We start from the raw sequence: 24354 nt of genomic DNA, 5'->3' as shown, positions 1-24354 counted from the left end.
GAGCCGGCCCTTTGTCGCGTGATGGTCAGGGTAGTCACTGCTGATCGCGTGATGAGCGCGGCGGGAGCGAGAGCTGCTGCGGCGCCGGACGCGTCGGAATCAGAAGCGGCCGCTGCCCCCACTGTGCCCGGACCCGGCGCCACCGCCGCCGCCGAAACCACCGCCGCCACCGCCGAAACCACCGCCGCCACCACGGTAGCCGCCGCCACCGAAGCCCCCGCCCCAGCCGCCGCCCCCACGACCGCGTCGGCCCGAGTTGAGCACGGCGTCCAGCACGATGCCGCCAAGGACGGCGCCGGCCAGCCCGCTGTTGCCGCCGCGCTGCCCACCGCCGAAACCGCCACCCCCGAAGCCGTTCACGTCTCGCTGGGCCAGATCGGCGGCCTCCCGGGCCAGGGCGGCCGCTTGCTGGGCCTCGGACGCCGCGGCCGCGGCGCCGCCGGTGCCGGCTTCGGCATTGGCGAGGTGCCGCTTCGCCTCGGCCAGCCGGGTGCGGGCCTGGCTCCCGACCGCGCCGCGGCGGGTGTTCACGAAGTCCTCGGCCGCCGCCACCTCGGCCCGGGCGGTCGGCAGCGCCTGGCCCAGCGCCGCCTGGCTGCGCTGCTCCTGTTGCTGGGCGCTGCGGGTGCTGGCCAGGATGCCGTCCAGAGCGAGGTCGGCCTCTTCGACCTTGTGCAGGGCGGTCATCGGGTCGGCCGCGCCTTGGGGGGAACGGGCGACCGACAGGATGGCCTGAATCTGGTCGAGCTGAGCCCGGATCGAGGCCTCGTTGGCCCCGGCGGTCGCGGAATCGAGCGCCGCCCGGACCGCGGCCAGCTCCTGATCGACCGCGCTGATCGCGCCGGTCAGCTGCGTGGTCGCGGTGGCCAGATCGGCGGCCATCCGGTCGATGGCGTCCAGCAGGGTCCGGGCCTGGTCGGCCGCCTCCTGAGCCGCACCGGCGGCCAACACCGCGGCCGCCGGGGGCGTGGCCGTCGCCGGCGGCTGACCGGGCAGCGGCAGGGTGCTGGTGGCCGGGGTCGATCCGGCCGCCTGTTGGCGCGCCTGGTCCAGGCTGACCCGGGCGAACTGCAACCGCTCACCGGCCTGCTCGACGTTGGCCGCCACGGTGGCCAGTGCGGTCGGCGAGAACTGCTGCTGCAGCCGCTGCAGGGTCGATGCGGCAGCCGGCATCCGCGCCTGCAGGGAGTCGATCGTGCCGGGCAGCTCGGCCAGCACCTGCGGCAGCCGGGATCGCAGCCCCCGCAGCTCGTCGAAGCGATCGCTCTGCGCGTCCAGCGTCGCCGAGGCCTGGGCGCACCGGTCGATGATGTCGTTCATCATGGCGCGTTTGGTGGCGTCGTCCTCGGGCTGGTCGTCGTCAACCTTCTGCCGGATTTCGAAGGCCTGAGTGAGCGACTCGCGGGCCGAGTCGAACGCGACCCGAAACTGCGCGACGGCGTCGTGGCCGAAGTCGCTCTCGGCTGCGCTGAGCTCGAATTCGCTGGCCCGCACGGCATTGTCGGTGTCGATGAGGACCTGCACGCTGCGCGCCGACAGGGCCTCCAACGGCTCGAGCGGCTCCGCGGGCTGCCCCGGGGCACCCGCCGGACCGGCTGGCCCGGAGCCGGCGCCGGCCTTGGCTCGGCGCCGGTAGATCAGGTACCCGCCGGCCCCGACGACCACGATGGCGCCGGCGATCCACCACCAGACGGTCGAGGAGCCGCCGCCCAGTGCGTCCCGGTAGCCGTTGGCGGCGGCGATGGCCGCGCCGGCCCAGTCGTCGTTGCGCAGCTCGGGCTGGATCTGCGTGGTCGCGACCTGCTGCAGCTGGGCGTCGGAGATCTTGAAGTTGTTCGGCACGTGCACCGCATAGGCCCGACCACCGGTGGCCACGGCCAGCAGCATCTGATTGGCGCCCAGGTCGGAGGTCTGCCAGGTCTGGGCGGCCCAGTCGACGGCCGCGCTCGGCTCGTCGAAGGTATCGACGTAGACCACGTACAGGTCGATGTTCTCCTCGGCCGAGAGCTGGTCCAGGGCCGTCTGCACGTCGGTGCGGTCGGACCCGGTGAGGGCCCCGACCTGGTCGGTGATCTGGTTGGGCAGCCGGAACGGAGGTTCGGCGCTGGCGGGTGGTGCGGTCAACCCAATGATCGTGACGACCGCGAGCCCCGCCGCGGCCCGGTGCAGTCCTCGTCCGATGCGCATGCTCGCCCCTTCGCCTGGCCCGCGGACACCGTCGGGCCGGGGCACCCGTGGTCCGACCCTACCGATCGGGATGGGCCGGTGGCGGGGACGAGCCGGGCGGGGCGTCAGCGAATGGTGGGGATCCGGATCAGTGCGGGCCGGCTGGGCCGGCCCGCCCGGGCGGAGCGGGAAGCGCTGCGCTGATCCAGGATCGTCGTCAGGTCGGCGGCCGACCGCGGAGCTCCGAACAGGAAGCCCTGGGCCCGGCGGCAGCCCAGCGCGATCAGCGTGGCCGCGGCTACCTCGGTCTCCACACCCTCGGCCACGATCTCCAGGTCGAAGGCGTCGGCCAACCCGATGATCGACCGCACGATGGCCAGATCGTTGGAGTTGTGACCCAATTCGGAGACGAAGGTGCGGTCGATCTTCAACTCGTCCACCGGCAGGGCCCGCAACTGGGCGAACGAGCTGTACCCGGTGCCGAAGTCGTCGATGGCGACCTTGACGCCGATCTCCTTGAGCCCGCGCAGGGTGAGCAGGGCCTGCTCGGTGTCCCGGACCAGTGCCTTCTCGGTGATCTCCAGGGTGAGGTACTGCCCGTCGAGCCCGGTCTCGACCAACGTCCGGCGGACGGTGGCGACGAAGTCGGTGGTGAGCAGCTCGGCGGGGGAGACGTTCACGCTCATCGTCAGCGGTTCGTCCTTGGGGAAACGATCGTGCCAGGCCTTGAGTTGCCGGCAGCCGGATTCGATCACCCAGCGACCGAGTTCACCGGCCAGGTTGGTGGTCTCGATGACGTCGATGAACGCACTCGGGGGCAGCAGCCCCAGATTGGGATGCGGCCAGCGGACCAGGGCCTCGACCCCGTCGATGGTGCCCGATTCGAGCGCGACCTGGGGCTGGAAGAACAGGACCAGGGAGTCGTTGCGCACCGCGGTGACCAGGTGCAGCTCGATGTCGGTGCGGATCTCGTTCTGCCGCCGCATCTCTGCGGTGAAGAAGCAGACCGCATTGCCGCCATTGCCTTTGGCCTGCAGCATGGCCTGGTCGGCCTGATTCATCAGCTCCGAGACATCGGCGGCGCCGGGCACGCCCAGGGCGACGCCGACGCTGACTCCCCGCGTGATCTCCTCGCCACCGACCTGCACCGGCTGGTTCGCGGCGATCCGCAGACGTTCCGCGCACTCCCGGGCACGCTCCTCATCGGCCGGGCCGAGGATGACCGAGACGAACTCGTCACCGCCGAGCCGGGCCAGCAGCTGGTCGTTGGGCATCGCCTCCCGCAGCCGGTGGGCCAGGGTGTGCAGGTACTGATCGCCCGCCGCATGGCCGAGGAAGCTGTTGAGGGCCTTGAGCCGGTCCACGTCGATGAAGATGACCGCGACCGGTCCGGGGGCACCCGGCTTGAGGCGCTTGGCCAGGTGATCGGTCAGCCCGCGGCGGGTGGCCAAGGTGGTCAGCTCGTCGTGATAGGCCAGGTAGTGCAGCCGTTCCTCGGCGGCCACCCGCGCCTGCAGCTGGGCCAGCAGCGCGGCCACCGCTTGCAGGGCATTGATCTCGTCGTGCAGCCACTCCCGGTCGCCGTACTTGATGAAACCGAGTGTCCCGGTGGTCGTGTCGTTGGTCATCAACGGCACGGTGGCCAGCGACACCTCCTGGATGCCCGAGCCCTGCCGCACCCGGTCCTGGTACTTCTCGTCGTTGCTGGGCCGCTGGGTCATCACCGACTTCAGGTTCTCCAGCGCGGCGAAAGTCGGATCGGCGCCCGCGAAATAGATGACCCCGAGCGGATCGGGATCCGGGATGTCCTCCCGGGGCGGCCATTCGGCGACCAGGACAGTGGCGCCCAGCTCGTGGTCGTTGCGCCGCAGGAAGCTCAGGTCGACCTCGAAGTAGTCGACCAACCGGTGCAGCAGGTCGCGGGAGGCGGCCTCCAGGTTGGAGATGGTCACCCCCATCAGCTCCGTGGCCACCGACGTCACCAGGTCGTCCAAGGTCATCTTCATCGCAACTGCTCCCCTTCGGTCGGCGGCGTGGAGGCCAGCAGCACGGCCGCATCGCTCAGTCGTCGGCTTCGCGCGGCCGGCGCGACGTCATGGCTCACTCGAACCACCAGCACCGGGGCCTCCGCCGCCGGCAGCCCGACCGTCGCGGCGAAGCGGGCCTGCAGATCGGTCAGCTCGTCGGTGAACTCGGCGGACAGTCCGGCGCGGTCCTGCTCGTCGCGCGCGAACAGGAACACGGGCGAGACCGGGTGTACGGCCAGGCCGCACTGGTTGGCCCGGGTCCACAGCAGCGCGAGCGCGCGTCCGCCGCGCAGGTAGTCGCTCGGGGTGTCGCCGGCCACGGTCAGGACGGCCACCGCGGAACTGGCGTTCACCCGGTCCCTGGTGGTGTCACCCAGGGCCGCACCGCCCTGCCAGCGGGCGAGGTAGTCCATCACGTCGGATCGTCGGGCCACGCCCAGCTTGGCCAGGTCGGTGGTGTCCAGGTCCAGGGTGGACACGTCGATCCCCAGGTTGTCGCCGACCTCCTCCGGCCAGCGCAGCTCGCTCATCATCTGCTGATGCAGCACCGGCGTGAGGTACCGGATGCGGTCGGACTCGGCCAGGATGTCCGCGATCGCCGACACGCCCGCCGGATCGCTGATCAGGTGCAGTCGCGATCCGATGGCGACGGCCTGCCGCTGGAAGGAGGCGACGGCGTCGGCGTCGAACGGTCGGCGCCGGCCGAACCCGCGGTTGGTGCAGCGGGCGAGCATGGCCGGGTACAGCCGGGCGAGCTCCGGATCGACCGGGCCCTCCCGCAGATCGATGGACAGCACCAGGTCGGATCCAGGTCCCTGCGGGAACTGCCGGACGCAGGCCGGCCGACCGTGGCGGGCGGCGGCGACCTCGGCGTTGAACTGGGCGGCGCCGATCCCGACGTAGCTGCCGCGGAACTGCACGTCCATCGCCGACGTGCGCTCCCGGGCCAACAGGACGTCGACCCGATCGCCCTCGACCCGCAGTGACCATGGCTGCACGTTCCCGCCCGAGGGGGCCAACCGGATCGCGTGCACGACGGCCTGAGCGGCCTGCTCGGGCGGCCGGCCGAGGATCCCGTCGTCATCGTCGGACGGTGCCGGCGCCGTATCCGGCAGCGCGTGGTCGCCCAGGGTGTCCAGCACCTTGTCCAGGTCGACCCGGACCCGTCCGGACGGCAGCTCCTCGCCCCGGCCCAGCCGCCGGATCGCGGCCGCCACCGTGGCCCCGCCCAGCTGGACGTCGCCGCCCAGCTGCGGCCAGGTGGACACCGTCCGGTCGATCTCGACCATGGAGGCGGCCATCCGGGCGGACAGCGCGTCGCTCTGCAGGATGCGCATGACGTGCGGGGCCTTGTCGTGGGTGGACAGGCCGCGCAGCGACTGCGAGCCGATCTCGCCCAGCAGGCCGTGCAGCAGCGGGCGATCGGGCTCGCGGTCGAATCGCTCCACGTCGAACAACCCGCGGTCGCTGGTTTCCATGACGACCGGAATGCCACGGGCCCGGGCTTCTTCCCGGACCCGCACCTTGACGTCCAACGAATCGCACTCCTCGACCAGCAGATCGAGGCCGTCGAGGAACTGCCCCAGATTCGCTTCCTGGAGACCGTCGGTGAAGACCTCGATCGGCAGGTAGGGGTCGAGCTCGGCAATGCGTCGGCTGGCCGCGACGGCTTTGTTGACACCAATGTCCAACACCGTCGACGGAATTCGATTGAGATTCGACAGTTCGATGGTGTCGAAATCGGCCAGCCGCAGCCGGCCGCACAGGCCCTCCAGGGCGATGGTGTGCGCGATCGAATGCCCGACGCTCAACCCGACAATTCCGATGGTCAATCCGGAGAAGCGGTCCTGTTCGGCCGCGGTGATCTTGTTGCGATTTCGGTCCAGCCGTAGCCGCCGAAAGGTGATCGGCCCGGGCAGCGAGGCCAGGGTGCGCCGCCAGGGGTACCAGACCCACCGTCGGGATTCGGCCAGTCCCTCCGGGCTCAGCTCCGGGGTCAGCGCGGCCAGCTCGTGCTGCACCCGGTCGGAGTGGTCGAGCACGACCACGCCGGGATCGGCCGACAGCTCGGCCAGGCGGGCGCGGTCGTCCGGCTCGTCCTCCCGCAGGACCACCGCCGACCAGGCCACCGCGTCGGCCGATGGGTCGACGGACGTACTCGCGGTCATCAAGCGGCTGCCGAGGGCGTGCCGGTGGCCACGGCCGTCAACTGACGTGATTCGCGCAGCAGGGCCGGCAGCTGCCCCGGGGCGACGGTGTCGTAGACGCACAGCTGGTCCCACCACAGCAGCTTGGTGCGGTAGCGCTCGTCCGGGTAGGGCACCGGCGTGACGTCGGTACTGACCACGGCGCCGGTGGATTCCCAGCGGGGGATGGCGTGGCTGGCGGCCGTGCAGAAGGCGTAGCGGACGCCCAGCAGGGTCATGGAGTGCACGATCACCCGGGCGATCGCGTCGGTGATCTCGTGGTGCAGCGGGACGTCGTGGTCGACCCAGACCGCCTTGATCTCCACGGCGCCGTCGGACAGCCGGTCCGCGATCTGCCGCCGCAACTCGTCCGAGCCGGCCCGGCCGGCCCACTCGCCGATGGCCGTGGCCTGGTCGGCCCGCGCGTAGGGCCCCTGCACCCGCAGGCCGCCGACGACCTTTCCGTCGGGTTCCAGCGCCACCGCAAAAAGGGCTGTTGAAAGGCCGTTGCGCACTCGGTCGTAATCCAACGCGGATTCAACGCCGTGCCGTCGATAGGTCGCGCGGGCCCCGTGCAGATAATCCAGCCAAAGTTCTGGTTTTGTGGCCGGTCGGGCGAATACGATCTGCCGACCTGAAGTGGGATCGAGGTACCCACGGTACGACTCTCCCATATGTGCCCCCGGTGATCGGCGTTCGAACCTTCATGCGGATCTTATGCCATTCCCAGCAGGAATCTATGGGGTCGCCAATTGGCGACACCTTCGGGTCGAGTGCCCGGGCGGCCGGTTACCGACCGTTAAACCGATCGGGTGGAGCGCACCGAATCGGGGACCATGACGCCCGCTGATCCGGCGCCGAGGTCACCGGTCGTACGGGGACGGAGTGGGTATCGGTGGCGGGCGAATGGCCGAGCCGGCGCGGTCGCCGAACGCCGGTGACCGGGGCCGACCGCGGCTCGAAGGGGTGTCCGAACCGGGCCGGCCGGCCGCCGGCGACCGACGTCGCCGAAATCAAGCCTGCCGGTTAGCCGGCGCAAATCCGTGCGAACGGCGCCGCTCCTCGGCCCTAATCACGTGCGTGACGGCATTGATCAGGGCCAGATGGGTGAATGCCTGCGGAAAATTACCCAGATGACGGCCGCTCACCGAATCGAGTTCTTCCGCATACAACCCCAGGATCGAGGCATGGGCGAGCAATCGCTCGCACAGGGCGTGCGCCCGTTCTTCCTCGCCGATTTCCACCAATGCGGAGACCAGCCAGAATGAGCAGATGGTGAAGGTGCCCTCCTCACCGGACAGGCCGTCGTCGGTTTCCTCCACCCGGTAGCGCAGCACCAGCCCGTCGTGGGTCAACTCGTCGGCAATGGCCAGCACGGTGGCCTTGATCCGCGGGTCGTCCGGCGGCAGGAACCGCACCAGCGGGGCCAGCAGCAGCGAGGCGTCCAGGGCGTCCGCGCCGTACCGCTGGACCAGGACCCCACGCTCATCGACGCCGTTGGCCAGCACGTCGGCGTGGATCTCGTCGGCGATCTTCTCCCACTTGTCGGCGATCTCGTGCGAGTCGTGCAACCGGGCCAGCCGTACGCCGCGGTCCAGCGCCACCCAGCACATGATCTTGGACGCGGTGAAGTGCTGCGGCTCGCCGCGCACCTCCCAGATGCCGCGGTCCGGAGCGCGCCAGTGCGCCGCCGCCTGCTCGACCTGGGCGATGACGATCGGCCAGAGCTCTTCGGGCATCTGCTCGCGGGATCGGGTGTGCAGGTAGATCGAGTCGAGCAGCGCGCCCCACACGTCGTGCTGCTGCTGGTTGTAGGCGCCGTTGCCGATCCGCACCGGGCGGGCGTCGTCGTACCCGGTGAGGTGATCCAGCGTCCCCTCCTCCAGATGACGCTCGCCGCCGACGCCGTACATGATCTGCAGGTCGTTCGGGTTGTCCCGGCACACGTCATGGATGAAGTAGAAGAAGTCGTTGGCCTCCCGGTCGAACCCGAGCGTGTACAGACCCCACAGGGCGAACGTCGAGTCCCGGATCCAGGTGAACCGGTAGTCCCAGTTCCGTTCCCCGCCCGGCGTTTCCGGCAGCGAGGTGGTCGCCGCCGCGAGCAGCGCCCCGGTCGGCGCGTACGAGAGCCCCTTGAGGGCCAGCGCCGACGACTGCAGGTAGGCCCGCCACGGGTGGTCCGGGAAGGTGCCCTGGGACAACCACTGCCGCCAGTACTCCCCGGTGCGCCACATCCAGTCCTCGGCCTGGGCGGTGTCCACCGGCGGCGGCAGGTCGGAGAAGGCCAGGGCGACGTAGTGCACCTCGTCGCGCTTCATCTTGGTCCGGGCCTGCGCGGTGCGGCCCTCCAACCCGATCCGCAGCGAACTGGCCAGCCGCAACGTCGGCTGGCCCTTCGCGGTGGCCACGACCTCGGAGTAGTCCGGCTTCGGGTAGGTCCACTTGGCCCCCTTGCGGGCATAGTCGAAGACCGGCTCGCAGCTCATCTGCAGATCGACCGTGCCGTAGACGCACTTGATGGTGCGCAGCAGCACGTGCGCGGCGTCGTAGTCGGTGGGGGACCGGCGGTGCGTCTTGGACCGCTGATCGGTGTTGTGCCACTCGGCCATGATCAGCGCGTCCCGGACGATCAACCAGCCGGTCGGGGTCTGCCAGGTGGTCTCCAGCACCAGGGTGCCGGGCAGATAGCGGCGGGCCGCCGGGACCGCGACGCCGAACGGCGCCACCCGGAACGAGCCGCCAGCCCGATCCAGCAGGGCGGTGAACACGCTGGGGGAGTCGGGACGGGGCACACACATCCACTCGACCGCCCCCGACGGTGCGATCAGGCAGTTCGACTCGCAGTCGGACAGGAACGCATAGTCGCCGATGCTGGGGAAGTTGCCCGAGCTGTGGTGCACCGGATGCAGCGGGGCGTCCGAGGCGGCCGCCGTGTTCGGCGGATCCAGCACGTGCACCCCGCCGGTCGGCGAGGCCATCACGGCGTCGAAGCTGGCGTCGAGGCCGTCGGCGGCCGGGGCGCTGCCGGCGGCGTCATCGGTGTCGGTCATTGCGTCATTCTCCGGCACCGGGCCGATCGGTACATGGCAAACAGATCACGGCCAGGTGTCGGACCGGACCGCTGCGGTGTCGGGGTCGGGCGCCTGCGGCCGCAGCTCGCTCCACTGCTGGGCCAGGCGGGCGATACCCAGTTGACGCACGCACTTCTGCGCGGCCATGCCCACCGCCTCGGTGAACGTGGGGAAGGCGAACTGCAGATCGGCCAGCTGCTCGATGCGCATGTTGGTGGCCATGCAGGTGGCCACCATCTGGATGATCTCGGCCGAGTACTCGCCGAGCACGTGCGCGCCCAGGATGTAGCGCCGGTTGGACTCCACGATCAGCTTGCAGAACCCGCCGGACCGGGCGTCCACCACCGGCCGCAGCAGATCGTCGTAGCGGACGATCGCGACCTCGCAGTCGTACCGGGCCCGCGCCTCCTGCTCGGTCAGCCCGACGCTGCCGTACTCGGGGTCGGTGAACGAGCCGGTCGGCACGATCTCGTGGGTGTTGCGCCGCCGGGTGCCCAGCACCGCGTTCTCCGCCGCCACGAGCCCCTGCTGCCGGGCGCTGGGCACCAGCATGGACAGGCCGGTCGCGTCGCCCGCAGCCAGGATGTGCGGCACGCTGCTGACCAGCCGGTCGTCCACGGTCACGTACCCGCGGGCGGTCTGCAGGCCGATCGCCTCCGGGCGCAGCGTGTCCGCGTTGCCCGGCCAGCCGACCGCGAAGAACACCAGGTCGGCGGCCACCGTCTGGCGGACGCCGTCGACCAGGTGATGGACCAGGAAGACCTCGCCCGACCGTTCGATTTCGGTGGCCTGGGTGCCGGTGACGATGCGCATGCCCTTGGCCGTGAAGGCGGCGGCCAGCGCGTCGGACACGTCGTGATCGGACCGCGGTTTGATCCGCTCGGCATACTCTAGAACGGTGACCTGGGACCCGAAGTCGACCAGGATCGAGGCCAGCTGGCAGCCGGTGTCCGACCCGCCGATCACCACCGTGGAGACCGGCAACTCGTCCAGGCTGCGGATGTCCTCGTAGGTCAGGGCCAGTTCGGCGCCGGGGATCGGCAACCGGCCGGCGTGCCCACCGACCGCGATGATGATGGCGTCCCCGGAATACCTTTGGCCGTCCGGTGTTTCGATCGTGTGCGGGTCGACGAACCAGCACTGTCCGACGCCCTGGACGAGCTCGACCCCGCAACTGGCGATGTACTCGCTCATTCGTTTGACGTCGTGCGAGTAGTCGGCGACCCGCACCGCGTTGGCCACCGCTGCCTTGACGTCGACCTCCGGGGCGCTACCGCGCAGCCCGAACGTCTCCCACGACCGCGCGTCGCGAACCAGCCGGGCGGCTCGGGCCAGCGTGCGGACCGGCGCCGGCCCCTCGTTCACGCTGGTGCCGCCGACCCGTTTGCGTTCGACCAGCGTCACCTGCGCACCGAGCTCGGCTCCTTGCAGGGCCGCGGACACTCCGGCGGGACCGCCGCCGATCACCAGAAGTCGCACGCGCCCAGTCTGCGGGCTGGCGATAGCTTGCGCTGGCTGTCCGGCAGGTCGAACCTGCTGACGAACCCAAACGCTGTCCGACTCCCGGTCAGCGCGATCGTCCGGATGAGGAGCGTCCGCACGCCAGGCGTGGGCGATCTGCGCCGTCCAGAGTGTCGTCGGGGATCGGAAGGAGAGCATCGAGTCGTTTCTCGACCCTGGCGGCGACGGCTCGCAGATGGGGGATGCGATCGATCAGCAGTTGCGCATCGGGCGAGTGCGGGCCATGTCGGGCGATGGCCTCGGCGATGCGGTCGGGCATGGTCATGTGCAGACCATGCGGTCCGACAGTCTGGTCGGCATAGGTCAGAGCGTCCGCAACCGCGCTGTCCTCGAAGGGAAATCGTCGCATCAATGGAGTGAGACCGCGTCGGACGGGGATGTATCGGGCCCCGGAGTGGTGGGCGATCAGGGCCACGAGGCGATGGTTCCATCCCTGACCGGCCAGGTAGAGCGCACCGTCGAGCGGGTGGAAGCCGGTCTGTTTGAGCGGGGGCGAGTAACCGATGTCGTGTAGCCAGGCAGCCGCAACGAGCAGCGGTCGGTCGGCGTCTCCGACGGTTCCAGCGATCCGGACCGCTTGTCCGGCAACGCCCTGAGTGTGCTGCCAGCGTTCGTGTCGTTCGGTGACGAGCAGCTGGTGGGCCAGCCGTCGGGCGTGCACGACGAGGTCGGAATGAGTGAGCGGATCCAGCCGGGGTGTGGCCGGACCAGTCCGGTGGGTGGGGTTCAACTCGATCCGATGCCGTTATCCGTAGAATCTGGCCCCGGTGGGGTCGTCATCACGACACTCCATTCCTGGGTCGGGGAGTCGCCTCCGGAAGGAAGCCGAGGGCGCGCCGACCCCAGTCAATGGTCGGCTGCGAGAGGCTGCCGCGAGTCACCCAAATCGGATGAGCGACCCGAACTGGGTTGCTGCTTCACTGGGATGGACCTGCCCGTCGACTATCGGCCGACGACGAAGGGGTCGATGCCGGACCGGAGGGCGGTGGTCACGATCGAGTTCGAGATCCGCGTGGCCGGCGAGGTGCCGGCGCAGGTGCTGGCCGATCTTCAGGATGCGAGGTTCGTCCACCGGGGGGTGGAGACCGTCCTGCACGGACCGGTGGAGGACCAGGCAGCGCTGATCGGGATCATCAACTGGCTGCAGATGCTGGGAGTGGAACTGCGGGAGGTGCGGGAGGTCTCGCCCGCAGCCTCGGATCCCGGAATCGACCCGAGCGTGGGCCGTCAATGATGTTCGAGGTGGAGATCCGGGTAGGCGGGGAGGTGGACCCGTCCTGGATCAGAGACCGGATGCCCGGCTTTACCGTCGCCCGTGGCCCGTCGGTCGCCATCATTCGTGGCTCGCTGGGCCCGGACGAGAATATGGCGTCAATCTTGGGCGCACTCTATCGACACGGTGTCGAGCCGTTCGACGTGTGGGTGGACACGTTCGGCGTGGATCGCTGACCGTGTCTGGGTTCCGCTTCCGTGGGCGCGAGACCACCTCACCCCCGAACCGATGGGCTAGATATTCGATGATCGGGCGGCCTACTGTGCGTTCTGGGCTTGGAGTTCTGATGATGGGCGGTGAGCGGCCTGGTCAACCGGGTGCGGACAGGCCATGAACTTCGAACGTCGCCGCCGGGGGTTCCTCGGGGATTCGTGCCGCGACCGCGGGTTTCTGCGCTGATGGACCGGGCAGTCGCCGCCCCGGTGACCCTGATTAGCGCAGGTCCCGGCAGCGGAAAGACCCTGGCCCTGGCCGACTGGGCCCAGTCGACCAACCGGCGAGTGGCCTGGCTGAGCGTCGGGGCGTCGGATGATGCCCTGCCCGCGTTCTGGGCGGCCCTGGTCGCCGCACTGCGGGCATCCGGTGCGTCGGTGGGCAGCGGGCTGAGCGATTTATTGCCGGCGGCGAGCTTCGGCGAGCAGGACGCGCGGCGGGTGGTGGACACGCTGGCTCAGATGCGGGCGCCTCTCACGATCGTGCTGGATGACCTGCACCACGTGCGCGACCGGCACGTCCTCCGGTCGGTCGAGACGCTGTTCGAATGCCTCCCGCCAACAGCCCACGTGATCGTCAGTGCTCGCTTCGACCCGCCGTTGCGGTGGCGCCGGCTGGCGGTCGCCGATCGGCTGGTCGAGATCAGGGCCGATCAGCTGGCCTTCGACGCCGCGGAGGCGGGCCAGCTGCTGACCATGGTGGGCCTGCGCCTGGGTCCCGCACCACTGGGCCGACTGGTCGAGCGGACCCGCGGCTGGGCGGCGGGTTTGCGCCTGGCTGCATCCGCGCTGGATCGGAACGCTCCCGAGGCTGCAGTGTCCAGGTTGCGGGGGAGCGACCGGCCGGTTGCCGACTACCTCATGCAGGAGGTACTCGACCAGCTGCCCGATGCTGATCGCGATTTCGTGCTCCGGTCCAGCGTGGCGGACCCGGTGTCCGCCGAGATGGCCCAGGCGTTGACCGGGGTGGTGGACGCCCAGGCCCGGTTGGAGAGTCTGGAGGCCACCAATGGTTTTGTCGTTGGCTTGGCCGGCGGCCGCACGTGGTTCACCTGGCATCCGTTGTTCCGTGAGTTGCTGCTGCACCGGCTGACAGTGGAGAAGCCGGGTGCCCGGGACGATCTGCATCAACGCGCGGCCCGCTGGCTGGTTGGGCAGGGCGACTACCTGGCTGCGATCCGGCACCTGACCGCGGTGGCCGACTGGCCCGGGGTGGGCCGTCTCCTCACCGAACGGCTCGCCCCCGACGTGGTGACCTCCGCCGCGTCGGCGCTGGTGGAGGCCCTGACCCCGGTGGCCAACCGAGCCGAAGTCGATCCGAATGCGACAACATTGCTGGCATCGGCGGTCTGCAACTTTCATCACTCCGAGTACGCGGCAATGATCCGCGATGTCGAGGCGGCCGAGGCGGCCGCCCGTCGTGAGCACAACCCCATCGCCGTCGAGGTGCTGGCGTCCAGCCTGCGGATGGCCCATTCCAGAGCCTTGGATCCGGCGACTCTCACCCGCACCGCCCGACGCGTCCTGGAAGTAACCCGTCCGATCTCCCGACCGGACGTCCCGGCTCTGGAACGGTATCGGGCGATCGCGACCACGAACCTGGGCTCCGGCCTGTTGTTGGACGGCGACCTGAGTGCGGCCCGATCGGCCCTGATTGAGGCCCAGAAGTCCTGCAACCGTTGGGGTCTTGGGCTTTCGGAGCTGACCGCGCGGGGAGGCCTGGCGTTGCTGGCGGCGCTACACGGGCAACCAAGAATCGCGCTTGAGCGGGCTCGGGCTGCTCGGGCGACTGCCGACCAATACGGCTGGGCACCCGAACCGCAGGCGGCCGCGCACATGACCGCTCTCGTAATCGTCGCTCTCGACACGGGCGAGGTTCAGGAGGCCGAGCAGTTGCTCGGGTTAGGCACTCGGGATACCAATCTGGCCCTGGCCAGCCGGATCATGTTTGCCGTGCTGGCGTTGCAGGCGGCGATCGCGCGCGACGATTTATCCTCGGCGGACCGACGGGCGGGATTGCTTGCCCTGACCGCCCAACGCATCGCCTTGCCGCGGTTGCTGGCCGGTTGGGTATCCGTCGCGCAGGCCGAGCACCTGCTCGCTCACGGTCGGGTGGAGGACGCACGGCAGGTGCTGGGCCAAATCTCCGACGGTGGGTACCCTGCGGCCCGGCGCGACCTCAACCTGGCCAGGTGTCATCTGGCGCAGGACGATCCGAGGCGCGCACTGCAGTCCTTGACGGCGTTGATCCCGAGCCTGTCGGCTTACCGAACCGTCGCGGTGCACGCGCGGGTCGTGGCGGCCGTGGCCGCGATCCGGCTCCGCAAGGACGCCCAGGCTCTTGACCTGCTGACCGACGCGGTCGAGCTGGCGGCCGAAACATCAATGCTGGGGCCGTTTCTGGCCGCCGGTCAACCCTTGCGGCCGCTACTGGCCCGCTACCGCACCGTCGTCGGTCGACATGCTGAGTTCACGACCGCCGCGCTGGGTGGAGTGCCGCCCGGCGAGCAACCCATCCCGGTTGCGGCGAATGGCCAGGAATTGACCGAGCGTGAACGAGCGGTTCTGCCATTTCTGGCCACCCATCTGACGGCCACCCAGATCGCCGAAGAGCTGTTTCTGTCGGTCAACACCGTCAAATCCCACCAGCAGGCGATCTACCGCAAGTTCGGGGTGTCCTCGCGGCGGGCGGCGGTGGACCGGGGCCGCGACCTCGGGCTGATCTGAGCCGTTGCTGCCCGTTCATCCAGTTCGTATGAGAAAGGACGTATCCGAGGCTTAGAGGGTGTTCATGGGCCTGTCGGCTCATAGCCAACTCGCATTCGGAAGGGAGACACCCGATGTCTCAGACCACCGACACCTCCCGCGGCGCCGCCGTCGCCAGCGGCTTCATCGTGTTTGCCGGCGTCGCCATGGTGCTGATCGGCGCGTTCCACGCCTTCCAAGGACTGGTCGCGCTGTTCAATGACGACTTCTACGTGGTGGGCCAGAAGTGGATCTTCGAGTTCGATCTGACCACGTGGGGTTGGATCCACCTGCTCGTCGGCATCGGCGTGGCGGTCGCGGGGTTCTTCGTGTTCACCGGCGCAGCCTGGGCCCGGTTCGTCGGGATCGGCGTCGCCGGACTCAGCGCCGTACTGAACTTCATGTGGCTGCCCTACTACCCCATCTGGAGCCTGGTCATCATCGCCCTGGACGTGGCCGTGATCTGGGCGTTGGCCGTGCACGGCAAGGAATTCGCCAACTGACGGACGGGCATGATGGCGGCCGTGACTGCTCCTCGGATCGACGCGCCGGGCCGCCGGGGCAGGTCCGGGTGGCTGACCCTGCCGGTTTGGCTGGCCCTGATGACGGGGGCCGGCCTGGCCTTCCACCGCTGGCCGACCTGGAGTGTGCTGATCGGGATCGGCGTCACGACCGCGATGGCCGGTCTGGCCCGATGGGCCGGATTGAGCATCGCGGATCTGGGGCTGAGCCGGGCGACCTGGCGAACGGGGTTGCGCTGGGGCGGAGCCGTTGTCGCGATGGCCGCGGCCGGCTACGCGGTGGCGCTGGTGGTCCCGCCGGTCCGCGCGCTGGTAGCCGGTGGGTCGGGCGCCTGGTCGCAGACCGCGCTGGCGGCGCTGCTGGTGATCCCCCTGGGCACGGTCGTGCCCGAGGAGTTCGCCTTCCGAGGCGTGTTGTGGGCGGTGGTGCGTCGTGAACGAGGACGATGGCTGGCCACCCTCGTCTCATCGACGCTGTTCGGTGCGTGGCACGTCGTCCCGGCCCTGGGGGGCGGGTCGGCCAACCAGGCGTTCGACCAGGTGGCGGGCAGCGGGACAATGGGGCTCGTGCTGCGGGTCGGCAGCACCGTCGCCTTCACCGCAGCCGCCGGCGTGGTCCTGTGCGTGCTGCGGATGCGCAGCGGCAGCCTGCTGGCCCCGATGCTGGCACACGCAGGAATCAACTGCCTGGGCGTGGGTTTCGTGCAGATGGCCTGATTCCGCACCGGCGTCCGGACAGGGTGAACGAGGATGGTCGACGTGACATCGAACGAGGCAACCGCCGCGCAGGATCGCGAACCGGTCGGAGACGGGCGGTCGAACGAGCCGGCCGAGCAGTCCGCACCGGCGTCCTCGGGTGCGGTTGCCGACCGTGGTCGGCGACCGCGGTTCCGCTATACCCTGCCCGGATCCTGGACCGCGCTGGTGTTCGTCTGCCTGGCGTTCACCCCGTCCCTGGTGCCCCGGCCGGGCGCGTTCCAGGGAGTGGTCGGCGGTTTGACCGGCGCCATCGGGTACGGATTGGGCGTGGCCGGTGCCTGGGTGTGGCGGCAGTTCGCGGACCGGCCGGCCCGCGCGGCACGCCGCTGGTCGTGGTCGGCGTTCGGGATCGTGGCCGGCGTCGCCCTGGTCACGTCCTACCTTCTCGGACAGCGGTGGCAGGACCAGATCCGGGCGCTGGTGAACGCCGAACCGCAGGACCTGGGTTCTCGCCTGATCCTGCCCGTGGTAGCCGTTTTGGTGTTCGTCGGGCTGGTCGCCGCCGGCCGGGGGATCGCAAAGGTGTACCGATGGGCGGCCCGGCGGCTGAGTCGATGGATGGGCGATCGAGCGGCCCGCGTCGTCGGCTGGCTGCTGGCGGCCGGGCTGACGGTCGGCCTGGTGTCCGGGGTGCTGGTCGACGGGGTCCTGGCGATCACCGACCGAATGTTCGCCGTCCGCGACACGACGACCAGCGACACCGCGGTGCAGCCGACCACCGGCCTGCGGTCCGGTGGTCCGGGATCGCTGATCGGCTGGGACACGTTGGGCTACCAGGGCCGCAACTTCACCGGTTCCGGTCCCACTCCCGGGCAGATCCAGGCGTTCATCGGTGCTCCGGCGCCCGTACCGATTCGCGCCTACGCCGGCCTTGCGTCCGCGCAGGACGTGCGTGACCGCGCCCGGCTGGCGGTGGCCGACCTGCAGCGGGCCGGCGGCTTCGACCGCGGCCACCTGCTCGTCACCGGCACCACCGGGACGGGCTGGGTGGATCCGGCGGCGATCGGCGCCTTCGAATACGAGACCGGAGGTGACAGCGCCGCCGTGGCGATCCAGTACTCGTACCTGCCGTCCTGGGCATCCTTCCTGGTCGACCAGGACAAAGCCCGGCAGGCCGGCCGAGCGCTGTTCGATGAGGTCTATCGGGTCTGGTCCAGCCTTCCCCCCGACCACCGGCCCAAGCTCTACGGCTTCGGGCTCAGCCTCGGCTCGTTCATGATGGAGTCCCCGTTCGGCGGCGACGCGGACATGGCCAACCGGACCGACGGCATCCTGCTGGCCGGTTCGCCGGCGTTCAACCCGTTGAACCGGGAATTCACCGACCAGCGGGACGCGTTAAGTCCGGAAGTACAGCCGGTCTACCGCGGCGGCGAGACCGTCCGGTTCAGCAACGATCCCGCGGCCTCCATCCCGCCGGACGATGCGTCCTGGGACGGCGCCAGGGTGCTGTACCTGCAGCACGCTTCGGACCCGATCGTGTGGCTGAGCCCGGACCTGATTCTGCACCGGCCGGACTGGCTGGTCGAGCCGGCCGGACCTGATGTCACCGACGAGATGATCTGGATACCGTTCGTCACTTTCTGGCAGGTCACCCTCGACATGCTCGAACCGGTGGACACCCCGCCGGGGCACGGCCACACCTACACGCTGGAGTTCGTCGAGGGCTGGGCCTCGGTTCTGGAGCCCCCCAATTGGTCCCCGGCCAAATCGGAGGAACTACGCGCGTTGCTGACAGAACTGCCGCACTGACTTTCGACCCTGAATCAACTGATGCCACGCAGGCCGAAACGTCCGGAACTCGGATCGAACAGGACCTGATCGGTGTCGAAGGCCGCACCGATCGCTCCACCCGCGGCCAGCTCCCGCACCGGGCCGCTGGTCACCTGCGGACCCGGACCGATCAGCCAGCCGTCCTGGCCCAGCTGCACCGCGGCCTCCACGTCGTGGGTGGAGGCGAGGACCGGGATGGTGCGTTCGGCGGCGATCCGGCGCAGCACGGCCAGCAGCTCGATCCGGGCCGGTGCGTCCAGGAACGCCGACGGCTCGTCCAGCAGCAGCAGCGACGGGGACTGGGCCAGGGCGCGGGCGATCATGATCCGCTGCCGCTGCCCGTCGGACATCTTGGCCAGCAGGACGTCGGCCAGCTCCTGCGCGTGCACCGCGGCGAACGCCTCGGCCACCGCCCGCCGGTCGTCGGCGGTGAACGAGCCGGACCGGGCCCGGTGCGGGAACCGGCCCAGGGCGACCACGTCCTCGCCGCGCAACAGCCCGGGGTCGAACCGCTCGGTCAGTACCACCGCCATCCGGGCCGCCCGGGTGCGGGGATCGAGGGCGTGCAGATCGGCCCCGCCGAGCGTGACCTGCCCGCCGAGCGGGTGCTGCAACCCGGCGATCGAGCGCAGCAGGGTGGACTTGCCGGCGCCGTTGGGACCGAGCAGCAGGGTGATCCGGCCGGCCGCCGCGCGGACCGACACCGGCCCGAGCACCACCCGGTCGGACCGGGCGAACCGCCGCCGCTGCGGGTAACCCACCGTCAGCCGCTCGACCACCAGATCGGCCCGGCCGGTCACTGGTGAACACTCCTTGTTGCGGGCCCTGAGAGGGTGCTCGTTGTAGGGACTCGGCGGGAGCCGGGGTGACGGCCTGTGCCGGTCGCCGTTCGACGGCCTGCATGACACCGCCGCCCCCGGTTCTCGCGGGGCTGTAGACCGGCAACAGAGGGACGCGCCGCAGAGCGCCAGTCAGTGACCGCCCGGTGATCGGCCTCCTCGCCGAGTCGTCGCTGCCGTTGTGAGGAGTTGTTGAGTTGTCCCTGCCCGAATGCGATTTCTACGTCGGTATCGATTGGGCCGCCCAAACGCACGCCGTGTGTGTGCAGGACGCGGCCGGGAAGATCACCGCGCAGTTCACGATCGAGCACACCGCCGACGGATTCGCGACCCTGTTGGCCCGCCTGGGTCGGTTGGCCAGCGACCCGATGCAGGTCAGCGTCGCCCTGGAACGGCCCGACGGTCGGCTGGTCGACGCCCTGCTCGAAGCGGGCTACCCGGTGGTGCCGGTCAGCCCGAACGCGATCAAGACCTGGCGCGACGGGGAGGTACTGTCCGGCGCCAAGTCCGACGCCGGCGACGCCGCCGTCATCGCCGAATATCTGCGGCTGCGGTCGCACCGGCTGCGGCCGGCCACCCCGTTCACCCCGGCGACCAGGGCGCTGCGTACGGTCGTACGCACCCGCGATGACATCGTGGCCATGCGGACCGCCACGGCGAACCAGCTGACCGCCCTGCTCGATGCCCACTGGCCCGGCGCCACCAAGGTTTTCGCCGATATCGAGTCGCCGATCGCGTTGGAGTTCCTGACCCGGTACCCGACCGCCAAACACGCCGCGGGCCTGGGTGAGAAGCGCATGGCCGCGTTCTGCGTCAAGCACGGCTACTCCGGTCGCCGCTCGGCCGCGGAGCTGCTGACCCGATTGCGGGCTGCGCCGGCCGGCACCACCGACCCGGACCTGGTCGAGGCCGTCCGGGACGCCGTGCTGGCGCTGGTGGCCGTGCTGCGCACCCTGGGCGAGACCCGCAAGGACCTGGACCGGTCGGTGACCGCCCACCTCGGGGAGCACCCGGACGCCGCGATCTTCACGTCGCTGCCAAGGTCGGGTCAGATCAACGCCGCCCAGGTGCTCGCCGAGTGGGGCGATTCCCGGCAAGCCTACGACTCGCCCGACGCCGTCGCGGCGTTGGCCGGCCTGACCCCGGTCACCAAAGCGTCCGGTAAATATCATGCCGTGCATTTCCGGTGGGCCTGCAACAAACGATTCCGTAAAGCGATGACCACGTTCGCCGACAACAGTCGCCACCAAAGCCCGTGGGCCGCCGAGGTCTACCGCAGAGCTATCCAACGCGGGCACGACCACCCGCACGCCGTCCGGGTCCTGGCCCGCGCCTGGGTGCGCGTGATCTACCGCTGCTGGCTCGACCGAGAGCCTTACGACCCGGCCAGGCACGGCAACGCGAACAAGATCAACAGCGGGCAACTTGCGGCCTGAGGTTGACACAGAGGGTGTCATGCCGCCGCTCCGGCGGCCAGCGTCCGGCTGCGCAACAGGGCCGCGATCACGACGGGGGCGCCGATCGCCGCCGTCACCACGTTCAGCGGCAACACCCCGTCGGACCCGGGGAGCTGGGCGATCACCGAGCACAGTTGCAACACCACCGCGCCCATCAGCGCACAGGCCGGCACCAGCCACCGGTGATCGGCCCGGCCCAGGGCCAACCGGGCCAGGTGCGGCACCGCGATCCCGACGAAGGCGATCGGTCCGCAGAACGCCGTCACCGCTCCGGCCATCACCGCGGTGGCGACGATGCCGGCGGTGCGTACCCGGCCGACCGCCACCCCCATCGACGCCGCGTACCGCTCACCCAGCAGCATCGCGTTCAACGACGGGGCGATCCACGCCGCCAGCCCGACCCCGACCAGCACCGCCGGGGCCAGGAAGGCCAGATCCGGCCAGGTGGTGCCACTGACCGAACCGAGCCCCCACAACACGTACTTCTGGATCCGGTCCGGTGCGGAAAACGCCAGCAGCAGCGAGACCAGCGCGGTGGTGGCCGAGCCGATCATCACCCCGATCAACAGCAGCGCGACCACCGAGCGCACCCACCGGCCCAGAAGCAGCACCAGCATCAGCACCGCCAACGCCCCGATCGCCGCGGCGGTGACCAGACCGGCCCGGCCGGTCAGCCCCAACCCGGCCACGAAGCCGCCGGCCAGCGTGCCGCCGCCGAGCACCGCGATCGCGACCCCGAGGCTGGCCCCGGAGGACACCCCCAGGATGAACGGATCGGCCAGCGGGTTGGCGAACAACGTCTGCATCAGCAGACCGGCCACCGCCAGCCCGACCCCGGCCAGGATGGCGGTCCCCGCGCGGGGCAGCCGGACCTGCTGCAACAGCACCGCGGCGGTCGGATCCACCGGGCCGCCGGTGAAGAACCGCAGGGTGGTCGACGGCGGGATCGGCACCGACCCCACCCCGACCGCGAGCACGGCCGACACCAGCGTCAGCGCCGCCAGGGCGCCGAGCACCAGCGCCGGCCGATGACGCACGTCAGCTCAGTCGCAGGTAGAAGGAGAAGTCGTGGTTCGGGGCCTGATCCGGGTGCAGGATCGCGACCAGGTCGCCGAGCACCAGGTCGGGCCGGGCCACGCCGAGCTCGTAGAAGTTGTTGCCGCCGTCGGCGGTGACGTCCTTGGCCGCGTTCCACACGTTGCCGGCCTTCATCGCGGCGAATTCGGCCAGCCGCGGCTCCTCGGCCAGGGCCTGCACGGTGGTGGTCCAGGTCGTACTGGCCAGCCAGGCCGGGGCGGTGCCGGCCTTGGCCAGTACCGTCTCCAGATCGGTGGGGATCGACCCGGAGGTGGCGTCGTCGGCCCAGGCGGTGGTGCCGCCGGCGTCCTGGATCAACCGGGTCGTGTAGGACTTGCCCCCCGGGATGTACCAGGTGCCCTGGAACGGCTGCCCGGGCACGACGGCGACCGGATTGGCGTCCTGGACGGAGGCCGCGAGCTCCTGGTAGCTGCGCTCGACCGTGTCGAAGGCCGCGGCGGCCTGCTGCTCGGTCCCGGTCAGCGCGGCGAAGTACTTGAGGTACTCGGCCCGGCCCAGCGGGTCGTCCTCCAGCCAGTCGGCGTTGGCCAGCACCGGGATGCCCGCCGCCTTGACCACGGCGTACCCGGGATCGTCGGTGCCCGCGGTGACCAGGACGTCGGGCTGGCCGGCGATGACCGCCTCCGCATCCACGGTGCCGGCGGCGGAGAACTCGACCACGCCAGGCTCGGCCACCCGGTCCTGCACCTGCTTCTCGGAGATGAAGCCCTTGGTGCCGACCCCGGTCAGAGTGTCGAGCTGATCCAACTCGACCAGGAACGGCAGGTGAGTGGTGGAGGCGGAGTACAGCGAGCTAACCGGGGTGGTGATGACCTGCGCCCCGGCCAGGTCACCGGTCAGCTCGGGGGTCGGCGCGCCGCACTTGACCAGCACGTACGACTCCGGGGCCCCGCCCTGCGTGGGCTGCGGCACGGTCAGCACCTGATAGGAGTCGTGATAGCTGATGGCGAAGTTGGTCGCGTGGGTGATCTGCGACTTGACCGGGAAGTAGTCGGTGCTCGGGTCGAAGTCGGTGATGCACCCCTTGGCGTCCACACCACCGGCCGATGCCGATGCCGATGCCGATGCCGATGCTGATGCCGACGGGGACGGGCTGGCCGACTGGGCGGATGAGCACCCGGTCAGCAGGGCGATCAGCGCGGTGGCGCCGATGACCGCTCGACGGGTGGAACGGGACGTGATCACAGGCAGGCTCCTCGCCGGACCGGAAACGGATGGCTTCGGAGCCAGCGGGACGGGTGGGGGCCGGTGCGGCCTCGCCCGATCGCACGCGACCGTCCCTCGCGGTCCCGAACGCAGTGGACCGACGGCCCACCGACCGATGGCAGGTCTTCGGACTCTCGGGCTGGTCCTGCGCCTCAACGCAAGGAATGCCTACTGGCCATCGCTTCCCGGGTTCGCACCCAGTGCTGGACCCCACCGACGAACCGGCGGGGTGATGGCGGTCGTTCCCGATCACCGCTGCGGGGCAGCCCCGGATTCGCACCGGGTTCCCTGTTGTCCCGCCGAGCGTGGAGCACGACGGACCATCAGCGGGAGCCAGGGTACGGGCTGGCCCGGTCGAGGGGCCAGTTCCGGACCTTCCCGGGCCTCGGGAACGACCGGAAGTGGCCCCTCGATCAGGCCTGTGGACAACTCGGCCGCGGTTCCGGCGATCTCGTCCATCATTCGCGGGTGCCGCCCCGCCGACCTCTGCCGCCCGAGCTGGCCCTCGGCGCGTTCACGGTCGGCCAGGGCCGAGCGGCCGGACTCACCGATCGCCGCATGCGGGGAGCCGACCTGGACCGGCCGTTCCGCGGGGTCCGGGTCCCCAAGGTCACGCCGTCGGCCCCGACCCCGGCCTCGCCCGCCGCCCCGCCTGCCCTACTGGCCCGATGCGTCGCCCTGGCCGTCGCCCTGGGCGGCGATCCGATCTTCACCCACCTGACCGCGGCGCGGCTGTGGCCGGTGCCGCTGCCGCCGGACTTGGTCGAGGAGGATCTGCACATCGGGGTTGTGCCCCCGGCCCGCCCACCCCGGCGCCGCGGGGTGCACGCCCACAAGCTCCTGGACCCACGGGCCTTGGTCGGGCGGCGTCACGGCTGCCGGATCGTCGACCCGGCCACGATGTTCTGCCAGCTCGCCAGCGTGCTGCCGCTGGCGGACCTGATCGCCGTCGGCGACGCGTTGATCCATGCGCCGGTCTACCCGAACCCGCTCGACGATCGTCCGTGGCTGACCCAGGCGGAGCTGGCCGAGCGGGTGGCGGTGTTCCGGGGCCGGGGCAAGGCGGTGGCCGCGCGGGCCGTGGCCCGAATCCGGCCGGGGGTCGAGTCCCGGCCGGAGTCGCTCGTGCGGGTGGCCGTGGTGGATGCGGGCCTGCCCGAACCGGAGGTGAACGTGTCGATCACCGGATCTCGGGGTGAATTCCTGGGTCGGGCCGACCTGGTCTACCGCCGGTGGCGGGTGATCGTGGAGTACGACGGGGATCAGCATCGGACCGACACTCGGCAGTTCGACCGGGACGTCCGCCGGCTGGAGCGGTTCGCCGCGCACGGGTGGACGGTCGTCCGGATCACCGGTCGCGCCTTCTTCGGCGACCGGGCCGCCACCGTCGCCCGGGTAAGGCACGCCCTGATCGCGGCCGGCTGGCGGGGCTGACCGGATCGAGGGGCCAGTTCCGGACCTTCCCGGGCCTCGGGAACGACCGGAAGTGGCCCCTCGATG

At 70.4% G+C, this 24354-nt stretch carries 18 protein-coding genes and 1 riboswitch; of the genes, 8 read left to right on the top strand and 10 right to left on the bottom strand.

Annotated features, from left to right (window positions below):
• Window positions 1–99: 99 nt before the first annotated feature.
• From NAMU_RS31585 to NAMU_RS25970, 7 genes are all read right to left on the bottom strand, one after another.
• A complete protein-coding gene (locus NAMU_RS31585; protein ID WP_169312557.1) occupies window positions 100–2124 on the bottom strand; it encodes a TPM domain-containing protein in 2025 nt (674 codons plus the stop codon).
• 167 nt (window positions 2125–2291) lie between these two features.
• Window positions 2292–4172 (bottom strand): putative bifunctional diguanylate cyclase/phosphodiesterase, encoded by a 1881-nt coding sequence (locus tag NAMU_RS25995; protein ID WP_015750315.1) that lies wholly within the window; start codon window positions 4170–4172, stop codon window positions 2292–2294.
• Entirely contained in the window at window positions 4169–6361 is a 2193-nt protein-coding gene (locus tag NAMU_RS25990) for an Rv1355c family protein (RefSeq protein ID WP_015750314.1), read from the bottom strand. The genes NAMU_RS25995 and NAMU_RS25990 overlap by 4 nt, the downstream gene beginning before the upstream one ends.
• Entirely contained in the window at window positions 6361–6861 is a 501-nt protein-coding gene (locus NAMU_RS25985) for a hypothetical protein (protein WP_052308091.1), read from the bottom strand. The genes NAMU_RS25990 and NAMU_RS25985 overlap by 1 nt, the downstream gene beginning before the upstream one ends.
• A gap of 531 nt (window positions 6862–7392) precedes the next feature.
• Entirely contained in the window at window positions 7393–9432 is a 2040-nt protein-coding gene (locus NAMU_RS25980) for a glycoside hydrolase family 15 protein (protein WP_015750312.1), read from the bottom strand.
• A 45-nt stretch (window positions 9433–9477) separates the two neighbouring features.
• On the bottom strand, window positions 9478–10932 hold the full coding sequence (locus NAMU_RS25975) for a dihydrolipoyl dehydrogenase family protein (protein WP_015750311.1): 1455 nt from the start codon (window positions 10930–10932) through the stop codon (window positions 9478–9480).
• An 88-nt stretch (window positions 10933–11020) separates the two neighbouring features.
• Window positions 11021–11704 (bottom strand): HD domain-containing protein, encoded by a 684-nt coding sequence (locus NAMU_RS25970; protein ID WP_217180655.1) that lies wholly within the window; start codon window positions 11702–11704, stop codon window positions 11021–11023.
• 195 nt (window positions 11705–11899) lie between these two features.
• On the opposite strand from NAMU_RS25970, the gene NAMU_RS25965 reads away from it, so the two are divergent.
• The 6 genes from NAMU_RS25965 to NAMU_RS25940 all read left to right on the top strand — a co-directional run bounded on the left by NAMU_RS25965 (window position 11900) and on the right by NAMU_RS25940 (window position 18233).
• Window positions 11900–12208 carry a hypothetical protein gene (locus tag NAMU_RS25965; RefSeq protein ID WP_015750310.1) on the top strand — a complete coding sequence of 103 codons (309 nt, stop codon included), beginning with the start codon at window positions 11900–11902 and terminating at the stop codon, window positions 12206–12208.
• Window positions 12205–12423 carry a hypothetical protein gene (locus tag NAMU_RS25960; protein WP_015750309.1) on the top strand — a complete coding sequence of 73 codons (219 nt, stop codon included), beginning with the start codon at window positions 12205–12207 and terminating at the stop codon, window positions 12421–12423. Before NAMU_RS25965 ends, NAMU_RS25960 begins: the two co-directional genes overlap by 4 nt.
• 414 nt (window positions 12424–12837) lie before the next feature.
• Window positions 12838–15186 (top strand): helix-turn-helix transcriptional regulator, encoded by a 2349-nt coding sequence (locus NAMU_RS25955; RefSeq protein ID WP_138180484.1) that lies wholly within the window; start codon window positions 12838–12840, stop codon window positions 15184–15186.
• Between the two features lie 113 nt (window positions 15187–15299).
• Entirely contained in the window at window positions 15300–15707 is a 408-nt protein-coding gene (locus tag NAMU_RS25950) for a DUF7144 family membrane protein (protein WP_015750307.1), read from the top strand.
• Window positions 15708–15719: 12 nt separating this feature from the next.
• The gene (locus NAMU_RS25945) at window positions 15720–16442 is read left to right on the top strand and encodes a CPBP family intramembrane glutamic endopeptidase (protein WP_407669266.1); all 723 of its coding nucleotides are present in this window, start codon (window positions 15720–15722) and stop codon (window positions 16440–16442) included.
• Between the two features lie 33 nt (window positions 16443–16475).
• On the top strand, window positions 16476–18233 hold the full coding sequence (locus NAMU_RS25940) for an alpha/beta hydrolase (RefSeq protein WP_015750305.1): 1758 nt from the start codon (window positions 16476–16478) through the stop codon (window positions 18231–18233).
• 14 nt (window positions 18234–18247) lie between these two features.
• On the opposite strand, the gene NAMU_RS25935 is transcribed toward NAMU_RS25940, so the two are convergent.
• Window positions 18248–19054, bottom strand: a complete 807-nt coding sequence (locus NAMU_RS25935) for an ABC transporter ATP-binding protein (protein ID WP_015750304.1) — start codon at window positions 19052–19054, stop codon at window positions 18248–18250.
• Between the two features lie 236 nt (window positions 19055–19290).
• Here NAMU_RS25935 and NAMU_RS25930 point away from each other — a divergent pair, with 236 nt between their 5' ends.
• Window positions 19291–20529 carry an IS110 family RNA-guided transposase gene (locus tag NAMU_RS25930; RefSeq protein WP_015748986.1) on the top strand — a complete coding sequence of 413 codons (1239 nt, stop codon included), beginning with the start codon at window positions 19291–19293 and terminating at the stop codon, window positions 20527–20529.
• A gap of 17 nt (window positions 20530–20546) precedes the next feature.
• On the opposite strand, the gene NAMU_RS25925 is transcribed toward NAMU_RS25930, so the two are convergent.
• Together NAMU_RS25925 and NAMU_RS25920 are read right to left on the bottom strand one after the other, a co-directional pair.
• On the bottom strand, window positions 20547–21587 hold the full coding sequence (locus tag NAMU_RS25925) for a FecCD family ABC transporter permease (RefSeq protein WP_015750303.1): 1041 nt from the start codon (window positions 21585–21587) through the stop codon (window positions 20547–20549).
• A 1-nt stretch (window position 21588) separates the two neighbouring features.
• Window positions 21589–22833 (bottom strand): ABC transporter substrate-binding protein, encoded by a 1245-nt coding sequence (locus NAMU_RS25920; protein WP_015750302.1) that lies wholly within the window; start codon window positions 22831–22833, stop codon window positions 21589–21591.
• A gap of 121 nt (window positions 22834–22954) precedes the next feature.
• Window positions 22955–23194, bottom strand: a riboswitch (cobalamin riboswitch).
• A gap of 128 nt (window positions 23195–23322) precedes the next feature.
• On the opposite strand from NAMU_RS25920, the gene NAMU_RS27935 reads away from it, so the two are divergent.
• Window positions 23323–24288 carry an endonuclease domain-containing protein gene (locus NAMU_RS27935; RefSeq protein ID WP_052308089.1) on the top strand — a complete coding sequence of 322 codons (966 nt, stop codon included), beginning with the start codon at window positions 23323–23325 and terminating at the stop codon, window positions 24286–24288.
• Window positions 24289–24354 lie beyond the last annotated feature (66 nt).

The sequence above is a fragment of the Nakamurella multipartita DSM 44233 genome (assembly GCF_000024365.1).
In the GTDB taxonomy this organism is placed as follows: domain Bacteria; phylum Actinomycetota; class Actinomycetes; order Mycobacteriales; family Nakamurellaceae; genus Nakamurella; species Nakamurella multipartita.
Note: the sequence above shows the minus strand (reverse complement) of the source record. Positions and strands in the feature narration are given on the sequence as shown.

Excerpts from the sequence above, each read along its gene's own strand:
- NAMU_RS25995 (WP_015750315.1), bottom strand. The coding sequence starts at position 4,172 with ATGAAGATGACCTTGGACGACCTGGTGACGTCGGTGGCCACGGAGCTG.
- NAMU_RS25990 (WP_015750314.1), bottom strand. The coding sequence starts at position 6,361 with ATGACCGCGAGTACGTCCGTCGACCCATCGGCCGACGCGGTGGCCTGG.
- NAMU_RS25980 (WP_015750312.1), bottom strand. The coding sequence starts at position 9,432 with ATGACCGACACCGATGACGCCGCCGGCAGCGCCCCGGCCGCCGACGGC.
- NAMU_RS25965 (WP_015750310.1), top strand. The coding sequence starts at position 11,900 with ATGGACCTGCCCGTCGACTATCGGCCGACGACGAAGGGGTCGATGCCG.
- NAMU_RS25960 (WP_015750309.1), top strand. The coding sequence starts at position 12,205 with ATGATGTTCGAGGTGGAGATCCGGGTAGGCGGGGAGGTGGACCCGTCC.
- NAMU_RS25950 (WP_015750307.1), top strand. The coding sequence starts at position 15,300 with ATGTCTCAGACCACCGACACCTCCCGCGGCGCCGCCGTCGCCAGCGGC.
- NAMU_RS25945 (WP_407669266.1), top strand. The coding sequence starts at position 15,720 with ATGGCGGCCGTGACTGCTCCTCGGATCGACGCGCCGGGCCGCCGGGGC.
- NAMU_RS25940 (WP_015750305.1), top strand. The coding sequence starts at position 16,476 with ATGGTCGACGTGACATCGAACGAGGCAACCGCCGCGCAGGATCGCGAA.